This window comes from Novosphingobium capsulatum NBRC 12533, from assembly GCF_001598375.1.
Classification (GTDB): domain Bacteria; phylum Pseudomonadota; class Alphaproteobacteria; order Sphingomonadales; family Sphingomonadaceae; genus Novosphingobium; species Novosphingobium capsulatum.
This window is the reverse complement of record NZ_BCYV01000006.1, coordinates 223,644-242,995: the sequence shown is the minus strand read 5'-3', so window position 1 is coordinate 242,995 and position 19,352 is coordinate 223,644. Positions and strand designations below refer to the sequence as shown.

Genomic DNA, 19,352 nt, shown 5'->3' with positions numbered 1-19,352 from the left:
GGCGTTTTTCGTAAAATCAAATGCTTGCTCTACACCTCGCACCACCCCCAACCCCCTCCTCTGAAGAGGAGGGGGCTTTTCTTTAACCATGCCGTGGTATGGCGCTTGGCATGGGGCAGACATTGCATCGGGCTTGGGCTTGGCTGGCGGAGGGGCGCCGCACGGTCATCGTGCTGTTCGCGCTGGCGCTGGGCTTGCGCGCATTGGCGATTCTGGCGGCGGTGGAGCCGACATCGGACGCCGCCTGGTATTTCTCGCGCGCGGCGATGATGGCGCAGGGTCGGGGTTATCTGGGCGATCATGGCGCGCCCACGGCCTATTGGCCGCCGGGCTGGCCACTGGCGCTCAGCCTGGTCTTGCGCATCTCCGGCCCGTCGATCTGGGCGGTCGGCCTGTTCAATTTGGCGCTCTCGGCGGCAGCGGGCTGGTTCACGCTCGATCTCGGGCGGCGGCTGGGTGGCAGCGAGGCGGCGGGGCGCATCACGCTGCTGCTCTGGGCGGTCTATCCCAACGCCGTGCTCTATGTGCCGCTGGCGCTGACCGAGGTGTTCTATACCACGCTGCTGCTGGCGCTGTGCTGGATCGCGGTGGCGCGCAGTGGTTGGGCCTGGACGATCCTCGCGGGTCTGGTGCTGGGCCTCGCCACGCTGGTCAAGGCACAAAGCCTGATCATGGCGCCGCTGCTGCTGGGCATTGCCTGGCTGCGCGCGCCGGCCTTGCGGCAGCGCCTGCCCGGCATTGTCGGCCAGGGCCTGGTGATGGGCGCAGCCGCGCTGCTGGTGATCACGCCCTGGACGATGCGCAACCATCGCGCGCTGGGCGCCTGGGTGTTTGTTTCCACCAACGGCGGCATCACCCTGCTCACTGGCAACAACGATAGCGCGCGCGGCACGTTCACGCCCGATGATCCAGTGGTCAAGGCGCTCGACGCCCGCACCGATCTGGGCGAACTGGCCTATGACGCGCAGGCCAAGGCGCTGGGCATGGACTGGATCAAGGCGCACCCCGCACGCTTCATCGCGCTGATGCCGGCCAAGTTCGTGCGCCTGTGGGGCCCGGATGGCGAAGGGCAATGGGCCTATGAAACTGGTTCGTGGGCCTTTGCCGCTGCGCCGCACGCTTTCTTGGCGCTGCGCCTGGCCAACCAGGCCTGGTACTGGGCGCTGCTCGCGCTGTTCGTGGCGGCTTTTCCGGTGATGATCCGCGCCCGCCGCCGCGCCGGTCTTGGCCTGGTCGACTGGTGGCTGCTGCCCTATGGCATTGCCGCCTATCCCAGCCTGATCGCCGTGGTCTTTTCCGGGCAATCGCGCTTTCACTATCCGGCCATGCCGTTCGTGTGCATCATGGCCGCCTGGCTGATCGCGCGGCTGCTGCTGGCGCGTGACAGAGCCGCCGCGCTGCGCTAAAGGCGCTGGCCATGCACCCGGCGGTTTGCCTTTGCACGCTCACTACCACCACCCCGGCTTGCCGGGGGTGGAATCGCCTGCGCGCCTGACCGGCGCCCGCGCGAAGCCACCGCCCCGGTTCGGGCGGAATGGCATCTTCCTCCCGGATCACGCGAAACCCCAGATGCCGCCCCTTTTTCCGCCGCGGCACTTGTGCCATGGCCCGCGCCATATCCCGTAAGAGAGATCCGATGTCAGACCTGCTCAAGATCACCCTGCCCGATGGCTCGCTGCGCGAAGTGGCGCCGGGCACCACGCCGGCCGATATTGCCGCCGCGATCGGCCCCGGCCTGGCCAAGGCCGCGATCGGTGCGCGCGTGAACGGCGAGCTGTTCGACATCACCCGCCCATTCGAAGGCGACGCGCAACTGGCGCTCGTCACCGCGCGCGACGAAGCCGACGCGCTGGAACTGGTGCGGCACGACTATGCCCACGTTCTGGCCGAAGCGGTGCAGGCGCTGTTCCCCGGCACCCAGATCACCTTCGGCCCGGCCACGGACGATGGATTCTATTACGATTTTGCGCCGGTCCGCCCGTTTACCGAGGAAGACCTGCCGGCGATCGAGGCGCAGATGCGCAAGATCATCGCCGCCGACAAGCCGCTGCGCCGCGAGGCCTGGAGCCGCGCAGACCTGATCGCCCGCTGGACCGAGCAGGGCGAAACGTTCAAGGCGCAATGGGCCGCCGAACTGCCCGAGGGCGAGGAGCTGACGGTCTACTGGTCGGGCAACGACTGGCTCGATATGTGCCGTGGCCCGCACCTGGCCTCCACCGGCAAGCTCGATCCCAATGCCTTCAAGCTGACGCGCGTGTCCGGCGCCTATTGGCGCGGCGACCAGAAGAACGCGATGCTCAGCCGCATCTATGGCACCGGCTGGCTCAATAAGAAGCAGCTTGATGCGCACCTTCACCGCCTGGAGGAAGCCGCCAAGCGCGACCACCGCAAGCTGGGCGCAGAGATGGACCTGTTCCACCTTCAGGCCGAAGCGCACGGCTCGGTGTTCTGGCACCCCAAGGGCTATCGCATCTGGCGCGAGCTGGAAGCCTACATGCGCCGCGCGATCGACGGCGCCGGCTATCGCGAGGTCAAGACCCCGCAGGTGATGGACGCGCGCCAGTGGGAGCAATCCGGCCACTGGGGCAAGTATCGCGAAAACATGTTCGTGATCCCCGACGAGGTGCCAAACACCGACGATGAGGGCCCGGTGATCAGCGGCGAGGCCGACTGGATGGCCTTGAAGCCGATGAACTGCCCGGCCCACGTGCTGATCTTCCGCCAGGGCCTCAAGTCCTATCGCGAACTGCCGCTGCGCCTCTATGAAAACGGCTGCTGCCACCGCAACGAGCCGCATGGCGCGCTGCACGGGCTGATGCGCGTGCGCCAGTTCACGCAGGATGACGCGCATATCTTCTGCCGCGAAGACCAGATCGTGGACGAAGTGCGCGCGTTCTGCGAACTGGCCGACCGCATCTACAAGGACTTCGGCTTTACCTATTCGATCAAGCTCGCCCTGCGCCCGGAAAAGCGCTTTGGCAGCGAAGAGATGTGGGACAAGGCCGAGGCCGAACTGCGCGACGCGGTCGCCACCGCCGGCCTCGCGACGCCCGAATATGGCTGGGAAGAACTGCCAGGTGAAGGCGCGTTCTATGCGCCCAAGCTGGAATGGCACCTGACCGACGCGATCGGCCGCACCTGGCAGGTGGGCACGATCCAGTCTGACCGTGTGCTGCCCGAACGGCTCGACGCCGGCTATATTGCCGAAGATGGCGAGCGCCATCGCCCGGTCATGCTGCACCGCGCGATCTTCGGTTCGTATGAACGCTTCATCGGCATTCTGATCGAGCATTTCGCCGGCAAGCTGCCCACCTGGCTGGCGCCGACGCAGGCGGTGGTCGCCACCATCGTGTCGGATGCCGATGGCTATGCCGTGGAAGCGACCGAGGCGCTGCGCGCCGCCGGCATCCGCGTGGAGAGCGACACCCGCAACGAAAAGATCAACTACAAGGTGCGCGAGCACTCGCTGCAGAAGGTGCCGTACCTGCTGGTGGTGGGCAAGCGCGAGGCCGAGGAAGGCACCGTGGCAATCCGCCGCCTGGGCGAACAGGCACAGCAGGTGCTGCCGCTGGCCGAGGCCATCGCCCTGATCAAGCAGGATGCCCTGGCGCCCGACCTGCGCGGCTGACGCGCCAGCCCGGCACCGAACAGAACGAAAAAAGGGCGCGTCGGCTGGCCGGCGCGCCCTTTTTCATGGGTATGGCCAGAGCCCTATTGCAGGGTTACCGCGCCATCATCGGAATCGCGGCGGCCAAAGAACTGCATCAGCTGGATCAGCAGTTCGCACCGCGTCGCCAGGTTTGGCGCTTCGAGCAGGGCCTGCTTGGCCGCCACGTCGAACGGGGCGATCTGCGACACGCCGTTGATCAACGACTGGTCATCCAGCCGCGCCACCGAATCCCAATCCACGGCATAGCCCTGGGCATCGGCAAACGTGCGCGCCTCGCGCTCGAAGCCGGCACGCTCCACCGCGCTCAGCGCTTCGCCCAGGTCATCGCTGAGGAGTTCGGCCTCCACCTGGCGGAACGGGGTCTTGGCATCGAGTTCACGCAGCACGCGAAAGCGCGCGATGCCCGAGAGGACGATGTTGTAGCGCCCGTCTTCCAGCGCCTCGACATCCTCGATCTTGCCCACGCAGCCCACCTGGAACAGCGGCGCGCCATCGCCAGCCGACTGGGGCTGGATCATCGCGATGCGGCGATCGCGGGCCAGGGCATCAGACACCATGGCGCGATAACGCGGTTCGAAGATGTGCAGCGGCAGCTGCAGGCCGGGAAAGAGCAGCGCGCCCGATAGCGGAAAGATCGAAAGCCTGACCGTGCCGATCGCGCCACCCATCGCCATCACCCGAACAGCACGGTGGACAGCTTGCGGCGGGTGCGCGCCACCCACGGGTCTTCCAGGCCGATCGCCTCGAAAATCTGCAGCAGGCGGGCGCGCGCCGCGCCATCGTTCCAGGCGCGATCCGCCGCCACCATGGCCAGCAGGGTATCGGCCGCGCCATCGCGGTCACCGGCGGCAAACAGGCCATTGGCCAGCGCCAGTCGCGCGTCCATGTCATCAGGCGCGGCGGCCACGGCGGCACGCAGGGTGGCCAGTTCGCCTTCCTCGGGCGCGTCTTCGGCCAAGGCCAAGGCCGCGCGGGCCTGGTCCAGCGCATGATCGGCCGCCAGCGCGGGATCGAGCGATTCGAGCACCTGCACGGCTTCGTCCTTGTGCCCGGCGAGCAGCAGGGCGCGGATCAGGCCGGCGTGGGCCGCGGCATTGTCGGGCGCGATTTCCACGATCTGGGCAAACACGCTGGCGGCACGCTCACCATCACCTTCGCCCAGGATTTCCTCGCCCATCGCCAAAAGCGGCGTCACGTCCTGCGGCGCTTCCTCGCCCAGGGCGCCGGGCTGCACCGGCAGCTGCGCCAGGATCTGGTCGAGATACTGCTTGAGCTGCGATTCGCCGCGCGCCTGGGTAAGGTCGGCCACCGGCTGCCCCTGGAACATGGCATAGACCGTGGGGATCGAGCGCACCTGGAACTGGGCCGCGATGAACTGCTCTTCATCGACATTGACCTTGGCCAGCACCACCCCCTTGTCGGCATATTCGGCCGCCACCTTTTCCAGCACCGGGGTGAGCGCTTTGCACGGGCCGCACCATTCCGCCCAGAAATCGAGGATGACGAGCTTGGTCATCGAAGGTTCGACGACAGTCTTGCGGAAGCGGTCCACCGCCTTCTGTTCGTCGAGGTTGAGGCCCAGGCTTGCCACTATGCGTCTCCACTTCCATGCGGTCCGGTGCAGCGCCGCGCGGGCACTGCTGCGGTCACCATGTGGGAAAGCCTGGCGGTTCGGCAAGGGGCAGTGCAGCAAGAGCTGCGAATCTGCACCAAGGCCAGCCAGTGTAGCATCGCCATCCACAGCTGCATCCACAGGGCGCGCCGGGTTTGTCTGGAAAAATGCAACTTTGCTGTTGCGCCGCCCCCAATCCCCCGTTATTGGCCCGCCTCACCCCAGCGGGATGGCCCTTGCGGCCCCCCACTGAAAACGCCAGAGCGGGCGTAGCTCAGGGGTAGAGCACAACCTTGCCAAGGTTGGGGTCGAGGGTTCGAATCCCTTCGCCCGCTCCAGTTTTCAAGACCTGCACGGCCGGCTTCCGGCCCGCGCAAACGCCGAGCGGGCGTAGCTCAGGGGTAGAGCACAACCTTGCCAAGGTTGGGGTCGAGGGTTCGAATCCCTTCGCCCGCTCCAGTTTGCCCATGCGTGGCATATTCCAACAGCGATGGCCCAAGATTTCGGGGAACCCTCGAGTCTTCTTGTTGGCCCTACGCGCAACAGCGCTTCGGGCGTGGTTCGCATCCCTTCGCCCGCTCCAGTTTGCCTTTTCCACCACAGCATTGGCCGCCGCGCTTTGGTCGCGGTTCCCGCGCCGGCCATCAAGCGGGACCCCGGGTCGAGCCCGGGGTGACGATGTGCTGGAATGTCCTAACCCAGCGCCACCCACCACTTATTCGTCACCCCGGGCTTGACCCGGGGTCCCGCTGCCTTTGAGGCACCTCTTGCCGGTCCAGGCGATCGCGCCCATAGCTTGGCGCTATGGACAAGCGCCCCAGCATCGATCCGCGTGCCTTGCTCACATTTCGCACGGTATGCCGCGAAGGCTCGATCTCGGCAGCCGCCCGCGTGCTCAACATTGCCCAGCCGTCGGTATCGGCCGCCATCGCCCAGCTGGAAGCAAGGCTGGGGGTGCAACTGTTCGAACGCCGCCAGACCGGGGTGCGCCCCACCGCGCAAGGCGCCCTGCTGGCCGAGCGGGCCGAGGCGATGCACCATGTGCTGATCGGCGCTCAGGAGGAACTGGACAATCTGTCGCGCGGGCTGGCTGGCCCCTTGCGCATCGGCGGCACGCCCGGCGCACTGGTCAGCCTGCTGCCCTTCGTGATCGGCCGGCTCGAAGCGCGCATCGGCCCTTGCGCACTGAGCGTGGTGGAACGGCCCGATGGCGTGCTGATCGACCTGTTGCGCCAGCGCCAAATCGACCTGGCCTTCGTCACCACCGAGATGGAAGCGCCGCCACCCGACATTGCCGAGCGCACCTTTGCCCGTGATCCCTTTGCCCTGATCGTGGGGCGACGCCACGATGCCCTGCCCTCGGCCGTGTCGCTGCGCGAGGTGGCGGGCCTGCCCTGGGTCTTGCCCGAAGCGCAGGGCGCGTTCCGCCGCCAGGTCGATGCGCTGTTCATCGCCGCGCAGGCGCCGGTCCCGGCTAACGTGGTGCGCTGCGATTCGCTGCTGACCACCAAGGCGATCGTGCGGATGAGCGACCGCATCACCGTGCTGCCGCGCCAGGTGGCGGCGTCAGAACTGTCGATCGGGGTATTGCGCAGCATCGAGATTCGCGAGGCGGCATTCCAGCGCAGCATCGGCGTGCGCCTGCGCCAGGGCGAGCAGCCCTCGATCGCCGCCCAGGCGCTACTCGATGTCATGGCATCCAAGTATAGTCCTGAGCTATAGCAGGATAGAGAGATAGTATTTTCCACCGATAGGCATCGCGCGCACATAGGCGTCCAGCGTGCCCAGGCCACCCCGGAGCCAGGCCAGCGCGGGAGAGCAAGCGATGCGGACCCTTATCCGCGATGTCAGGATTTTCGATGGGAGTGGCAGCGCTCCTTATGCCGGCAGCGTGCTGGTGGATGGCGAACACATCGCCCACGTGGCCCAAGGTGCCGATGCGCTGGATGGCGCAGCCCATGACCAGCGGATCGAAGGTGCCGGCCGCACGCTGATGCCCGGCATGGTCGATGCCCACACCCATCTGACCTGGGGCTCCTCGATCGAGAAGATCTACCACCAGTTCATCCTGCCGCCCGAGGAACTGAAAGTGGCAGCCTGGCGCAATGCGCGCGTGCTGCTCGACCAGGGCTTTACCAGCCTCTATTCGGCCGGCGCGCTGGTCGACGGGATCGAGCCGGAACTGGCCGCCGCCATCGCCGCGGGCGAAACCCCCGGCCCGCGCTATGTGCCCTCCACCATCGAGCGCAGCCCCGAAGGCGACGAAGGCGTCGACACCGGCAACGTGTTCAACGGCCGCGGCCCCGACGCGATGCGCGCCTTCGTGGCCTATTGCGCTGACCAAGGCGTCAAGTCGATCAAGCTGGTGGTGTCGGGCGAAGACGCGCTCAAGCAGGGCACCGCGCAACACGTGCTCTATACCGAAGCGGAAATGGTCGCCGCTGGCGAGGCCTGCCGCGAAGCCGGCCTGTGGATCGCAGCCCATGCCTATTATCCCGAGGCGATCGGCCTGGCGCTCGATGCCGGGGCGCGGGTGATCTATCACGCCTCTTACGCCGATGACGCAGCCGTGGCGCGCATGATCGCGGCCAAGGACACCACGTTCTATGCCCCGGGTCCGGGTGTTTCGGTGGGTGCGCTGGAAGCCAGCCCGCCGCCGCATATCGACATGAGCGCGATGAAAGCCAGCGCTGCCGAGCGGCTGGAGCGTGAACGGGCCCTGGTGCCCGCGCTCAAGGCGGCAGGGGTCAAGGTGCTGATCGGCGGGGACTATGGCTTCCCGTTCAATCCCAACGGCCGCAATGCCCGCGATCTGGCGCATTTCGTGGAATACTATGGCTATACCCCGGCCGAGGCGCTGGTGGCAGCCACGCGTCTGGGTGGTGAGCTTATGGGCCTTGCCGTGGGCGAGGTGCGCGAAGGCTTCCTGGCCGATCTGCTGCTCGTCGATGGCGATCCCACGCAGGACGTGGCGATCATGCAGGACGCTGCCCGCCTTTCCATGATCATGAAGGGCGGCGCCCTGTACAAGGCGCCCGCCGCTGCCGAGGCCGCGTAAATGACCGAGCGTTGCGATGTGGCGGTGATCGGCTGCGGACCGGTGGGGGCACTCGCCGCAAATCTGCTGGGCCGCGCGGGGCTGCGCGTGGTGGTCCTGGAAAAGGAACTGGACCACTATCCGCTGCCGCGCGCGGTGCATCTCGATCACGAGATGATGCGCCTGTTCCAGACCGCCGGGGTGATCGATCGGGTGCTGCCCGACATGGTCGCCACCGATGGCCACCTGCACGTCGGCGCCGATCACGGCGTGATCCGCTACATGGGCACGGTGGGCAAGCCCAAGCCGTTTGGCTGGTCCAACGACTATTTCTTCTATCAGCCCGAACTGGAAGCGCACCTGCGCGCCGCCTTTGCCGAAAACGGCGCGATCACGCTGCGCCTGGGCGCCACCTTCACCGCGCTGGACCAGCACGATGACAGCGTGACCGTGCAATTCGAGGCTGACGGCGCGCCGGCGGCGCTGACTGCGCGCTGGGTGATCGCCGCCGATGGCGCACGCAGCCCGGTGCGCAAGGCGCTGGGCATCGCGCTGGATGATCTTCAGTTCGAGGAGCCCTGGCTCGTCGTCGATGCCGAGGTCGAAGGCCCGGTCACGTTCCCGGCGATCAGCGGGGTGCCGGCCGATGCCGATCTGCAGCGCCTGTCGGTGATGATGTGCGATCCGGCGCGGCCCGCCACGGTGGTGCCCGGCCGCGGCAATCACCGCCGCTGGGAATTCATGCTGCTGCCCGGCGAAGACGACCAGGCGATGATGCAGCCCGAACAGGTTGGCGCGCTGGTCGGCGCGTGGATGAAGGACGTGCCCCACACCATCGTGCGCGCCGCCACCTATCGCTTTCACGGCCTGGTGGCGGAAGCCTGGCAGGCCGGCAACGTGTTCCTGGCTGGCGACGCTGCGCACCAGACGCCGCCGTTCTTCGGCCAGGGCATGTGCCATGGCCTGCGCGACGTGGCCAATCTGGCGTGGAAGATGGACGCGATCGTCAACCATGGCGCCGATCCCGCGATCCTGGCCAGCTATCAGCCCGAACGTGATCCCCATGTGCGCGGGGTGATCGGCGCGGCCGTGGCGGCGGGGCGCTATATCTGCGAACTGGACCCGGCCAAGGCGGCCACACGCGATGCCGGTATCCGCGCCACTGCAGCGCAAAAGGCCGGCGAAACCGCGCACGACCTGATCCCCGCGATTTCCGCCGGTATCGTGCTGGCTGGCACGGCCGGTGCAGGCGTACGGTTCATCCAGCCGATCCTGGCCGATGGACGCAAGCTGGATGACGCGGTTGGCCAGGGTTGGCGCCTGTTCGTTCGGGATGACAGCGTGACGGGGTCCTCTCCCCTCGTCACGCGCACGGTGGCCGCGTCGCTTGACGATGCCGGCGCGGTCACCGCCTGGCTCGATGATCACGGCGTCGATGCCGTGCTGCTGCGCCCCGATCACTGTGTGTTCGGCACGGCCAGTGGCACCGCCATCGACCTGATCGAGGCCCGCGCCCGCGCGCTGGGCCTGGCCCTGGAGACCGCATGATGACCACACTCGATCTGACCGCGGCCCAGGCCGTGATCGCCGCCGCGCTGGCCAGTGCCCGCGCCCGCGCGGCCAAGCCGCTGGCGGTGATCGTGCTCGATGCCGGCGGCCATCCCATCGCCTTTGCCCGCGAAGACGGCGCCACCTTTGCCCGGCTGGAGATTGCCCGGGCCAAGGCCAAGGGCGCGCTGGGCATGGGCGCCGATACGCGCATCCTGGCCGAGCGTGCCAAGGGCAACCCGGTATTCTTTCAAAGCGTGGCCGTGGCGCTGGGGGGCGACATGGCCTTTTCGCCCGGCGGTGTGCTGGTGCGTGGTCCGCAGGGCCTGGTGCTGGGATCGGTGGGCGCCAGTGGCGACACCGGCGATTGCGACGAGGAATGCGTGACTGCCGGCCTGCACGCCGCCGGCTTCAACCAGGAGCAAACCCGATGAAACTGCGCAGTATCGAACTGGCGCTGCCCGATCCGGCCGCCGCGGCCCGCTTCATGCTCGATATCTGGGGCATGGCGCCTGGCGAGGTGCGCGGCGATACCCATTACCTGCGCGGCTCGGGCTCCTATCCCTATCTCGTTGCCTTCGAAAAGGCTGACGCGGAATTCGTGCGCTCCACTACGTTTGTCTGCACCGCGGCCGAGCTTGCCGACATCCGCAGCCGCGCCGCCGCGCGCGGCTGGCCGCTGATCGATACGGTTTCGGCCGATCCGGGCGCAGGCGAAGGCGTGATCGTGGAACTGCCCGAGGGGGAGCTGCTGCGCTTTCTGGTCAATACGACCGAGGTGGAGCCGATCACCGGGCGCGACCTGCCGGTCAAGCTGACGCACATCGTGTTCAATTCCGCCGATGCCGAAGCGTCGGGCCATGCCGTGGAAGACGTGCTGGGCTTTCGCGTGTCGGACCGCACCAAGGGCATGGTCTTCGTGCGCTGCAACGACAGCCACCATTCGACCGCCTTTGCGCGTGCCGGCTTTTCCAGCCTCAACCACATCGCGTTCGAGATGGAAGACCTCGACGCGGTGATGCGCGGCATCGGCCGCATGCGCGACCACGGCTTTGCCCCGGCCTGGGGGCCGGGCCGTCATGGGCCGGGCGCCAATGTCTATGCCTATTACATCGCGCCGTTCGGCCCGGTGATCGAATATTCCACGGCCGTGGAAAAGGTGCCCGAGGATTACCGCGCGGGCAGCCCCGAAGACTGGACCTGGCCGCCAAACCGCATCGACCAGTGGGGCATTTCCGACAAGGATTTCGACGGCCTGCGCCAGGCCGAAGAGCGCTTCCGCTTTCGCCGCGCCTGGCAGCCAGCCGATCCCGCCCAGGCCTGAATCCAAACCGAATTCTGGAGTGATCCCAAAATCATGACTCGTCTCATCAGCTTCCGCCGCCCCGATGGCCTGCCCAGCTTTGGCCGTCTCGATGGCGATACCGTGCACGATCTCGGCACGGCCGGCAGCGCCGCCTTTCTCAAGGACGTGGCCGACCAGGATCTGGCAGCCCTGCCTGCCACCGGTCATTTTGCCCTCGCCGATGTGCGCCTGCTGCCGGTCGTGCCCAATCCCGGCAAGATCCTGTGCGTCGGCCTCAACTATGCCACGCACGTGGCCGAGACCGGGCGCGAGCAGAAGGAATTTCCGGCGATCTTCACCCGCTGGGCCGATACCCTGATCGCCGATGGCGAGCCGCTGGTGCGCCCGCGCGAGACCGAGCGGTTCGACTATGAAGGCGAACTGGCGGTGGTAATCGGCAAGGGCGGGCGCCGTATCGCCCGCGCCGATGCCATGGCCCATGTCGCCGGTTTCTCCATCTTCAACGACGGTTCGGCGCGCGATTGGCAGCGCCACAATATCCAGTTCACGCCGGGCAAGAACTATCCGGCCACCGGCGCGTTCGGCCCGGCGCTGGTCCTGCCCGATGAAGTGGCGGACCTTGGCAGCCAGCGCGTGCAGACGCGTCTCAACGGCGAACTGGTCCAGGACCAGCCGGTCAGCGACATGATCTGGGATATCCCGTTCGTGATCGAATATTGCAGCACCTTCACCCCGCTCGCCCCTGGTGACGTGATCGTCACCGGCACGCCGGGCGGTGTGGGCGATAAGCGCAAGCCGCCGCTCTACATGAAGGCCGGCGATGTCTGTGAAATTTCCGTGGGCGTGATCGGCACGCTGACCAACCCGGTCATCGACGAAATCTGACCCGCCGTTTCATTCCAATCCAGCCGACCGCGCCCGCATAACGGCGGGCACGGACCGATAAACGCACGATTTTTGGGGAGAGAACCATCATGATCTGCCACACCCGCACCGCGCTGCTTGCCGGTCTTTCGCTTTCCGTCCTGGCCACGCCAGCCCTGGCGCAATCAGCCCCGGCCGCCGCGCCGCAGGCTGTCGACAACGGCCCCGACGCCGCCATCGTGGTGACCGCGCAGCGCCGCGTGGAAAAGGTGACGGAAGTGCCGATCTCGATCACCGTGGCCGATGCTGGCCAGCTGGAACGCCAGCAGGTCAACACCGTCAACGATCTCAACCGCATCGCCCCAAGCCTGGAAATCCAGTCGGCACCCGGCCAGAACACCGGCGGCGGCGGCGCGATCCGTGGCATCGGCACGCAGACCTTCTCGGCTGGCGCGGTGGCATCGGTGGGCGTGGTGGTAGACCAGGTCAGCCAGGGCAACGCCAATATCTCCGACCTGTTCGACGTGGCGCGGATCGAAGTGCTCAAGGGCCCGCAGGGCACGCTGTTCGGCCTCACCACCTCGGCCGGGGTGATCAACATCACCACCAACAAGCCCGAATTCGACAAGGTTTCGGTGCGCGTGCGCAGCGAGCTTTCGGCTGCCGGCTTTGCCGGTTCCAAATCGGGCAACCAGATCCTGCAGGGCGTGGCCAACGTGCCGATCGCCAGCAATGCCGCGATCCGCGTGGCCGCCTATGGCAACATGCGCCAGGGCCCGGATTACAACCTGACCACCGGCCAGTATGACAAGAACGAAACCATGGGCGGCCGCGCGCGTCTGCTGTGGGAGCCGACCGACAAGCTGACGGTCAACCTGATCGGTGACTATACCGACACCCGCACTACCAATGGCGGCAACTTCTTCACCTTCGTGAAGAGCAGCGGCCCTGGCATCCTGCCGCTGCCCACGCCCTTCCCCATCCCCGACAACGTCACCGCCAACCTGGCAAGCTGCGGCGTGACGGCGGGCGAAGGCAACCGCAACTATTGCACCAGCGAGCAATACACCGACCGGATCAAGACCGGCGGCGCCTCGCTCCAGCTGGATTACCAGTTCGCGCCCTTCACGCTCACCTCGATCACCGCCTACCGCAGCACCCATGAAAAGGGCTATGGCGCGGCATCCAACGTGTTCCGCGCCGATCCGCTGGAACTGCAGGTGCACAATTCGCCGGTCGATCGCCCGATCGACCTGTTCACCCAGGAAGTGCGGCTGTCGTCCCCGGCCAACCAGACCGTGGAATATACCCTGGGCGGGTTCTATTCGCGCCAGGTGATGACGCGCACGCCCGAAACCGTGTCGGTCGCCATCCACCCGGCACCGGGCGTCTACATCCCGGCCTTCTCCAGCACGGTGAACGCCTATCGCGTGGTCGACGAATCGATCGCCGCGTTCGGCCAGATGACGATCCACGCCGGCGACAAACTGCGCCTGATCGCGGGCGGCCGCTATACTGACGATGTGCTCTCGCTCGGCATGCAGAACGCGGCCGGCACGGCGCTGGACAGCTATACCCGCCTGCACGTCGGCAAGGTTTCGTGGAAGGGTGGCCTGCAGTATGACATCGATCCGCGCACCATGGCCTATGCCACCGTGGCACGCGGCTTCAAGGGTGGCCAGATCGCCACGCCCTCGGGCGCCGTGCCCTATGTCGTCCTGCCAGAAGTGCCGACCTCGTACGAAGTGGGCTTCAAGACCACGCTGCTGCGCAGCTGGGTGCTGGATGCCAACCTGTTCTACCAGAAGATCGAGAACTTCCAGGCGCAGCAGTGCACGGTCGACAAGAACGCGGTCATCTCGTGCGTCCAGACCAACATCAACGGGGTCAAGTCGCGCGGGGCGGAAATCAACCTGTTCGGCAAGGTGACGCGCAATCTCTCGCTCAATACCGGTTTCATCTATGCCAAGGCCACCTATCCCAAGGGCTTCATCGGTACCGATGGCAGCGATATCGGCAACACTCAGCTGGCTTATGCGCCCAAGTACAAGTTCACCGTCTCGGGTGAATATGCCCATGACCTGGGCGAAAACCTCAAGGGCTTCCTGGCGGCCGACGCGGTGTGGAAATCGCGCATCCGCTATGAAGCCAATTCGGTGGCCGATACCACGTTCCGTCCGCACTGGACGGTGGGTGGCCGCATCGGCGTGCGCACGGCCGATGAACGCTTCACCCTGGCGGTGTTTGCCCGCAACCTGTTCAACGTGAACGAGCCCTCGCTCTATCAGTCGAGCTTCCCCTATGGCGGTGCGGCCAACATCGGCGCCATCTATGGCCCGCAGTCGTTCCGCACCGTGGGTCTGTCGCTCGACGGCAAGTTCTGATCCGATACCCGCCGCCCCTGTCTCACGATGGGGGCGGCCAACACGTTCTCAGGCGATCCGCTCCCTTGAAGGAAAGCATCGATGCCGTTTGACGCCACCCGCGCCGCAATCGCCGCCATGGGCACCACGCTGACGCCCGATCTGCTAGGCCAGGTGCGCGCCCTGTTCGATGCCGAGCAGGCGGCGCTGACCCAAGCGGTTCCGGCTGCGGCGGTGGACCTCGCCTATGGTCCCCACGAACGCCACCGGCTCGATCTTTATGGCTCGCCCGGCGATGCGCCCAAGCCGGTGCTGGTCTTCGTGCACGGCGGCGGCTTCCTGCGCGGCGACAAGGGTGGCAGCGGGAGTGGCAGCGGGGCAGAAACCTGGCCCAACGCCGCGGTGGGCCGCATGGCGGCGCAGGCCGGGATGATCGGCGCCGTGATCAACTATCGCCTGGCGCCCGATCATATGTGGCCCGCCGGATCGCAAGACGTGCTGGCCGCGCTCGACTGGCTGGTGGCCCATGTCGCCGATCATGGCGGCGACCCGCAGCGCATCGTGCTGGTCGGCACGTCTGCCGGCGCCGTGCATGTGGCCGGCGCGATCCGCCTGCGCCCTGATCTGGCGGCGCGCGGCGCGGTGCTGCTCTCGGGCCTCTATGGCTACACCCCGCTCGATGAACGGGACCAGCTCTATTACGGCAACGCGCAGGACTATGCCGGCCGTGCCCCGCGCGAAGCGATGGTCGCCACTTCCTTGCCGTTGCTGGTGGCGATTGCCGAATTCGATCCGCCGCGCTTCCAGGCAGAGTTCCTGGGCCTGATGGGCGATCGGCTGGCGCGCCATGGCACCATGCCGCGTGGATACATCGCATCGGGCCACAATCACTATTCAATGGCCATGCACCTGGGCACGTCAGACCGCCGCCTGGCGGATGAGATCATCGCCTTCGTGCACGCCATCTGCGCCTGACATTTCGATCTACCTGAAAGGCAGTTCCATGCTCGATCGCCGTACCATGCTCGCGGCCGGCGCCGCGCTGGCCGCGAGTGCCACGCCCGCCCTGGCCAAGGCCGCCAAGGCCGCCGTTTCGTCGCAGTTTCCCCAGGGCTTCCTGTGGGGCGCATCCACTGCGCCGCACCAGATCGAAGGGAACAATACCAGCAGCGACCTGTGGTTTCTGGAAAACCAGCAGCCCACGGTCTTTGCCGCGCCATCGGGCGATGCCGCCAACAGTTTCCTGCTGTGGGAACAGGATCTTGACCTGGCCAAGGCGATCGGCCTCAACACCTATCGCTTTGGCATCGAATGGGCGCGGATCGAGCCGGAAAAGGGCCTGTTTTCGCAGGCGATGCTCGATCACTATGCCCGCGTGATCGATGGCTGCCGCGCCCGTGGCCTGGCGCCGGTCGTCACGTTCAGCCACTTTACCGCGCCGCGCTGGTTTTCCGCGCAGGGCGGCTGGGCCAACCCGGAAAGCGCCGCGCTGTTTGCCCGCTTTGCCGACAAGGCCACCCGCCACTTTGGCGATCGCATTCATGCCGCGATCACTTTCAACGAACCCAATATCCTGTTGCTGCTGCAAAATGCCAATGTGCCGCCGGAACTGTGGGCGATCCAGAAGCTGACGCTGGAAACCGCGGCCAAGCGGCTGGGCGTGCCGCGCTTCCTCTGCGCCAATGTGGCCGGCCTGGCCGATCTGCCCGATCTGCAGGCTGGCCTGCTGGCCGCGCACAAGGCGGGCAAGGCGGCGATCAAGGCTGCCGCGCCGCGCCTGCCGGTGGGGCTGTCGCTGGCGATGATGGACGATCAGGCGGTGGGCAAGGGCTCGCTGCGCGATGCCAAGCGCCAAGAGATGTATGGCACATGGCTCGACGTGGCCAAGGCCGACGATTTCCTGGGCGTGCAGAACTATGAACGCGCGCTGTGGGGGCCGCAGGGCCGCCTGCCCGCGCCGGCCGACGCGGTGCGCAACTGGTCAGGCAGCGAAGTCTGGGCGCCGTCGCTGGCGGGCGCGGTCCGCTATGCTCACCAGGCCACCGGCGTGCCGATCCTGGTATCGGAACATGGCGTGGGCACCGATGACGATACCATCCGCGCCGCCTTCATCCCGGCCGCGCTCACCCACTTGAAGGCCGCGATCGACGATGGCGTGCCGGTGCTGGGCTATTGCCACTGGAGCCTGATCGACAATTTCGAATGGGTGTTTGGCTATAAGCCCAGGTTCGGCCTGGCCAGCTATGACCCGGTCACCTTTGCCCGCACGCCCAAGCCCAGTGCCGCCGTGCTGGGCGCGATCGCCCGCGCCAACCGGGTCTGATCACCCCCGGCGGGCGCGGAAGAAGTCGCGCAGCAGCGCGGCGCTTTCCGCCTCGCCCAGGCCGGCATAGACTTCGGGGCGGTGGAGGCAGGTGGGCTGGTCGAACAGGCGCCCACCGTGTTCCACCGCGCCGCCCTTGGGATCGGGCGCGGCGTAATAGACCCGCGCCAGCCGGGCGTGGGCAATCGCCCCGGCACACATCGGGCAGGGTTCCAGCGTGACCCACAGGTCGCAGCCCTCCAGCCGTTCCTGGCCCAGGGCAGCCGCCGCGGCGCGAATCGCCAGCACTTCGGCATGGGCGGTGGGATCGCACAGCCCACGCGGCCGGTTGTGCGCGGCGGCAATCACCTGCCCACCCTTGACGATCACCGCGCCGATCGGCACTTCGCCCGCAGCAGCGGCGTCATGCGCCTGTTGCAGCGCCAGTTTCATCGGTTCGGGCAGGGGCCAGCGGGTCATCTCTCCTGCCGGTAACACAGAATCGGCAGGCAGCAAGGCATTCGGGCAAGCGAATCCTTGACTTCCCCGGTTGATTCGATCATGGCGCCACCTTCCAGATAGATCATCAGAACACGAAGCGAGTTTTTAGCCATGTCGCGCATTTGCGAACTGACCGGTAAGGGCCGCCAGATCGGTCACAACGTGAGCCACGCCAACAACAAGACCAAGCGCGTGTTCCTCCCCAACCTGCAGAACGTCACCCTGATGTCGGAGAAGCTCGATCGCAGCTTCAAGTTCCGCGTCTCGACGCACGGCCTGCGCTCGGTGGAGCACAACGGCGGTCTCGACAACTGGCTGCTCAAGCAGGACAACACCAAGCTCAGCACGCGCGCCCTCAAGGTCAAGCGTGAACTGGTCAAGGCTGTCGCCACCGCCGCCTGAACGGCTGCGGCACGCTGATGCCTACAAAGAGGCCGGGGTTCTCCCCCGGCCTTTTTTGTTGCCTGCCATCCGCGCGCATAGCGCAGGACTGGCGGATCAGGCGCCGCGCGCCAGCCGCAGTTTGAGCAGCAGCGTGCGTTGCAGCCAGACCATCTCGTTGCTGTCGGAAATCAGCCAGATCGCGGTGCTGCCATCGGCCTCGGCCGTGGCGACCATGCCTTCATAGTTGTCGCGGATGCGCGGATCGGCGATCCACGCGATCGGGCGCGGCTCTACCTGCGCACCGGGGCGAATCGCCGCCGGATCGTCGATCATGGTGACCACGGTGCGAAACCCGCCCAGCGTGAACTTGCGCCCCAGCACCAGCAGGCGGCCATCGGGCGCCTGGGCAAGCTCCACCGGGCGATAGCCTTCGGGCATGACCAGCTCGAACCGCGCCGGCGCCTGGCCGCTACGCGGCAGGCCCGGCCAGATCAGCCCAGGATGGCGGCGGCGCGACCACCAGTGGGCAAAGACCTCGCCAATCACCACGGTGCGCCCGTCAGCCAGCTGGCGCATCGCCTCTGGCCCCTGGTTGTTGGGCCATTCCAGCAGCACGGGCGCGGCGATCGCGCGATCGCGGCTGAAATCCGGGCTGAACAGATGAAATGCGCCCGCCCCTTCATAGCCGATCAGCACCTGGCCATTGCGCGGATCGACCGAGACCGATTCGCTGTCGGTGTCGATTTCCTGGCCCGACCATGCCGGATGAATGGTTTCGCGCCGCCACGTGCGCCAGGGCAGCGGCTGATCGGGCCGGGTAAAGACCATCACCGCATTGCGATCGCTCACGGCCAGCAGATCGCGCCGGTTGCGCACCGCCAGCGCCGAAAAATTGCCGAATTCGCGATCGGGGCTGGTCAGTTGCCACGCCCCCACCAGCGTCAGGGCGCCATAGCGCGGCAGCGTGCCACCGGCACGCAGGCCGGGCAGCAGATCGTGATAGAACACCCGGTCGTCGGGATTGGGCGGGGGAAACGGCTGGCGCACATAGATCGTGGGCACCAAGGCCAGCACGAGCAGGAAAAGGGCGATACGGCGCATCGCCTGCGGCCTTGGCACGGATGGCCGGAGCGGGAAAGCCCTGCGGCGCTCAGGCCGGTAGGAAAATCATGCCCTTGCCGTTCATGCAATAGCGCTTGCCCGTGGGCGGCGGACCATCATCAAAGACATGGCCGAGATGTCCGCCACAGCGGCGGCAATAGACCTCGGTGCGGTCCATGCCGAACGAGCTGTCGCTGCGCAGGCCCACGGCATTGGGCAAAGGTTTCCAGAAGCTGGGCCAGCCCGTGCCGCTGTCAAACTTGGTGGTTGAGGAAAACAGCAGCTGGCGATCAGCCGCGCAGGCAAAAGTGCCCTTGCGATGCTCGTTCAGCAGGGGTGAGCTGAACGGACGCTCGGTGCCCGCCTCGCGCAGGATGAAGAACTGTTCGGGGGTGAGCAGGCGGCGCCATTCCGCCTCGCTGTGCTGCACCGGAAAGACTTCCTTGGGGGCAGCCGGGCGGGCGCGGCAGGCGCTGGCCATGGGCAAGGCAAGCCCGGCGCCCAGCCAGCCCAACAGGCGGCGGCGCGACGGATGGGCGGAAGGGGGGGCTGAGCCGTTCGTCATCACCATGAACGCCTTGTCGGGCTGGCAGGCAGCCGGGGCAAGATGGCCTCGCGGGCAGGGCGGGGGGGCGTGCCATGATGGCAACCTGCCCGCGAGACC

General features: G+C 66.8%; 17 protein-coding genes and 2 tRNA genes. 14 read left to right on the top strand and 5 right to left on the bottom strand.

Annotation, left to right across the window (positions count from 1 at the left end):
* The first annotated feature begins 110 nt into the window (after window positions 1–110).
* Both SCA01S_RS04800 and thrS read left to right on the top strand, forming a co-directional pair.
* Entirely contained in the window at window positions 111–1,406 is a 1,296-nt protein-coding gene (locus tag SCA01S_RS04800; protein ID WP_245652441.1) for an ArnT family glycosyltransferase, read from the top strand.
* Window positions 1,407–1,636: 230 nt separating this feature from the next.
* Window positions 1,637–3,628, top strand: coding sequence for a threonine--tRNA ligase (thrS, locus tag SCA01S_RS04795; RefSeq protein ID WP_062783435.1), 1,992 nt, complete (start codon window positions 1,637–1,639; stop codon window positions 3,626–3,628).
* An 83-nt stretch (window positions 3,629–3,711) separates the two neighbouring features.
* Here the strand turns inward: thrS and SCA01S_RS04790 are convergent, their stop codons facing one another.
* Both SCA01S_RS04790 and SCA01S_RS04785 read right to left on the bottom strand, forming a co-directional pair.
* Complete coding sequence (locus SCA01S_RS04790; protein ID WP_062783704.1) at window positions 3,712–4,338, bottom strand: LON peptidase substrate-binding domain-containing protein; 627 nt, start codon at window positions 4,336–4,338, stop codon at window positions 3,712–3,714.
* Between the two features lie 5 nt (window positions 4,339–4,343).
* Window positions 4,344–5,261 (bottom strand): tetratricopeptide repeat protein, encoded by a 918-nt coding sequence (locus SCA01S_RS04785; RefSeq protein ID WP_084390773.1) that lies wholly within the window; start codon window positions 5,259–5,261, stop codon window positions 4,344–4,346.
* A gap of 284 nt (window positions 5,262–5,545) precedes the next feature.
* Here SCA01S_RS04785 and SCA01S_RS04780 point away from each other — a divergent pair.
* From SCA01S_RS04780 to SCA01S_RS04730, 11 genes are all read left to right on the top strand, one after another.
* Window positions 5,546–5,620: transfer RNA gene (locus SCA01S_RS04780), tRNA-Gly, on the top strand.
* A gap of 46 nt (window positions 5,621–5,666) precedes the next feature.
* Window positions 5,667–5,741 (top strand) — tRNA-Gly (locus tag SCA01S_RS04775).
* A gap of 345 nt (window positions 5,742–6,086) precedes the next feature.
* The gene (locus SCA01S_RS04770; RefSeq protein WP_062783432.1) at window positions 6,087–7,004 is read left to right on the top strand and encodes a LysR family transcriptional regulator; all 918 of its coding nucleotides are present in this window, start codon (window positions 6,087–6,089) and stop codon (window positions 7,002–7,004) included.
* Window positions 7,005–7,107: 103 nt separating this feature from the next.
* On the top strand, window positions 7,108–8,340 hold the full coding sequence (locus SCA01S_RS04765; protein ID WP_062783429.1) for an amidohydrolase family protein: 1,233 nt from the start codon (window positions 7,108–7,110) through the stop codon (window positions 8,338–8,340).
* The gene (locus SCA01S_RS04760) at window positions 8,341–9,867 is read left to right on the top strand and encodes a bifunctional 3-(3-hydroxy-phenyl)propionate/3-hydroxycinnamic acid hydroxylase (protein WP_062783426.1); all 1,527 of its coding nucleotides are present in this window, start codon (window positions 8,341–8,343) and stop codon (window positions 9,865–9,867) included.
* Window positions 9,867–10,301 (top strand): GlcG/HbpS family heme-binding protein, encoded by a 435-nt coding sequence (locus tag SCA01S_RS04755; protein WP_054131732.1) that lies wholly within the window; start codon window positions 9,867–9,869, stop codon window positions 10,299–10,301. The genes SCA01S_RS04760 and SCA01S_RS04755 overlap by 1 nt, the downstream gene beginning before the upstream one ends.
* Entirely contained in the window at window positions 10,298–11,191 is an 894-nt protein-coding gene (locus SCA01S_RS04750; protein WP_062783423.1) for a VOC family protein, read from the top strand. The genes SCA01S_RS04755 and SCA01S_RS04750 overlap by 4 nt, the downstream gene beginning before the upstream one ends.
* A gap of 33 nt (window positions 11,192–11,224) precedes the next feature.
* A complete protein-coding gene (locus SCA01S_RS04745) occupies window positions 11,225–12,058 on the top strand; it encodes a fumarylacetoacetate hydrolase family protein (protein ID WP_062783420.1) in 834 nt (277 codons plus the stop codon).
* 89 nt (window positions 12,059–12,147) lie between these two features.
* Window positions 12,148–14,421: a TonB-dependent receptor gene (locus SCA01S_RS04740; protein WP_062783417.1), complete on the top strand. Its 2,274-nt coding sequence runs from the start codon at window positions 12,148–12,150 to the stop codon at window positions 14,419–14,421.
* 81 nt (window positions 14,422–14,502) lie between these two features.
* Window positions 14,503–15,375, top strand: a complete 873-nt coding sequence (locus SCA01S_RS04735) for an alpha/beta hydrolase (RefSeq protein ID WP_062783414.1) — start codon at window positions 14,503–14,505, stop codon at window positions 15,373–15,375.
* A gap of 28 nt (window positions 15,376–15,403) precedes the next feature.
* Window positions 15,404–16,723, top strand: a complete 1,320-nt coding sequence (locus SCA01S_RS04730) for a family 1 glycosylhydrolase (RefSeq protein ID WP_062783411.1) — start codon at window positions 15,404–15,406, stop codon at window positions 16,721–16,723.
* On the opposite strand, the gene SCA01S_RS04725 is transcribed toward SCA01S_RS04730, so the two are convergent.
* On the bottom strand, window positions 16,724–17,182 hold the full coding sequence (locus SCA01S_RS04725; protein WP_022676717.1) for a nucleoside deaminase: 459 nt from the start codon (window positions 17,180–17,182) through the stop codon (window positions 16,724–16,726).
* A 132-nt stretch (window positions 17,183–17,314) separates the two neighbouring features.
* Here SCA01S_RS04725 and rpmB point away from each other — a divergent pair, with 132 nt between their 5' ends.
* Window positions 17,315–17,605, top strand: coding sequence for a 50S ribosomal protein L28 (gene rpmB / locus SCA01S_RS04720; RefSeq protein ID WP_022676718.1), 291 nt, complete (start codon window positions 17,315–17,317; stop codon window positions 17,603–17,605).
* A 96-nt stretch (window positions 17,606–17,701) separates the two neighbouring features.
* Here the strand turns inward: rpmB and SCA01S_RS04715 are convergent, their stop codons facing one another.
* Window positions 17,702–18,688, bottom strand: coding sequence for an esterase-like activity of phytase family protein (locus SCA01S_RS04715; protein ID WP_062783408.1), 987 nt, complete (start codon window positions 18,686–18,688; stop codon window positions 17,702–17,704).
* A gap of 49 nt (window positions 18,689–18,737) precedes the next feature.
* Entirely contained in the window at window positions 18,738–19,259 is a 522-nt protein-coding gene (gene msrB, locus SCA01S_RS04710; RefSeq protein WP_022676720.1) for a peptide-methionine (R)-S-oxide reductase MsrB, read from the bottom strand.
* Window positions 19,260–19,352 lie beyond the last annotated feature (93 nt).

Coding starts and splice junctions, on each gene's coding strand:
- rpmB (WP_022676718.1), top strand. CDS start 17,315: ATGTCGCGCATTTGCGAACTGACCGGTAAGGGCCGCCAGATCGGTCAC.
- SCA01S_RS04755 (WP_054131732.1), top strand. CDS start 9,867: ATGACCACACTCGATCTGACCGCGGCCCAGGCCGTGATCGCCGCCGCG.
- msrB (WP_022676720.1), bottom strand. CDS start 19,259: ATGGTGATGACGAACGGCTCAGCCCCCCCTTCCGCCCATCCGTCGCGC.
- SCA01S_RS04715 (WP_062783408.1), bottom strand. CDS start 18,688: ATGCGCCGTATCGCCCTTTTCCTGCTCGTGCTGGCCTTGGTGCCCACG.
- SCA01S_RS04750 (WP_062783423.1), top strand. CDS start 10,298: ATGAAACTGCGCAGTATCGAACTGGCGCTGCCCGATCCGGCCGCCGCG.
- SCA01S_RS04745 (WP_062783420.1), top strand. CDS start 11,225: ATGACTCGTCTCATCAGCTTCCGCCGCCCCGATGGCCTGCCCAGCTTT.
- SCA01S_RS04725 (WP_022676717.1), bottom strand. CDS start 17,182: ATGACCCGCTGGCCCCTGCCCGAACCGATGAAACTGGCGCTGCAACAG.
- thrS (WP_062783435.1), top strand. CDS start 1,637: ATGTCAGACCTGCTCAAGATCACCCTGCCCGATGGCTCGCTGCGCGAA.
- SCA01S_RS04760 (WP_062783426.1), top strand. CDS start 8,341: ATGACCGAGCGTTGCGATGTGGCGGTGATCGGCTGCGGACCGGTGGGG.
- SCA01S_RS04790 (WP_062783704.1), bottom strand. CDS start 4,338: ATGGGTGGCGCGATCGGCACGGTCAGGCTTTCGATCTTTCCGCTATCG.
- SCA01S_RS04735 (WP_062783414.1), top strand. CDS start 14,503: ATGCCGTTTGACGCCACCCGCGCCGCAATCGCCGCCATGGGCACCACG.
- SCA01S_RS04740 (WP_062783417.1), top strand. CDS start 12,148: ATGATCTGCCACACCCGCACCGCGCTGCTTGCCGGTCTTTCGCTTTCC.
- SCA01S_RS04800 (WP_245652441.1), top strand. CDS start 111: ATGGGGCAGACATTGCATCGGGCTTGGGCTTGGCTGGCGGAGGGGCGC.
- SCA01S_RS04730 (WP_062783411.1), top strand. CDS start 15,404: ATGCTCGATCGCCGTACCATGCTCGCGGCCGGCGCCGCGCTGGCCGCG.
- SCA01S_RS04770 (WP_062783432.1), top strand. CDS start 6,087: ATGGACAAGCGCCCCAGCATCGATCCGCGTGCCTTGCTCACATTTCGC.
- SCA01S_RS04765 (WP_062783429.1), top strand. CDS start 7,108: ATGCGGACCCTTATCCGCGATGTCAGGATTTTCGATGGGAGTGGCAGC.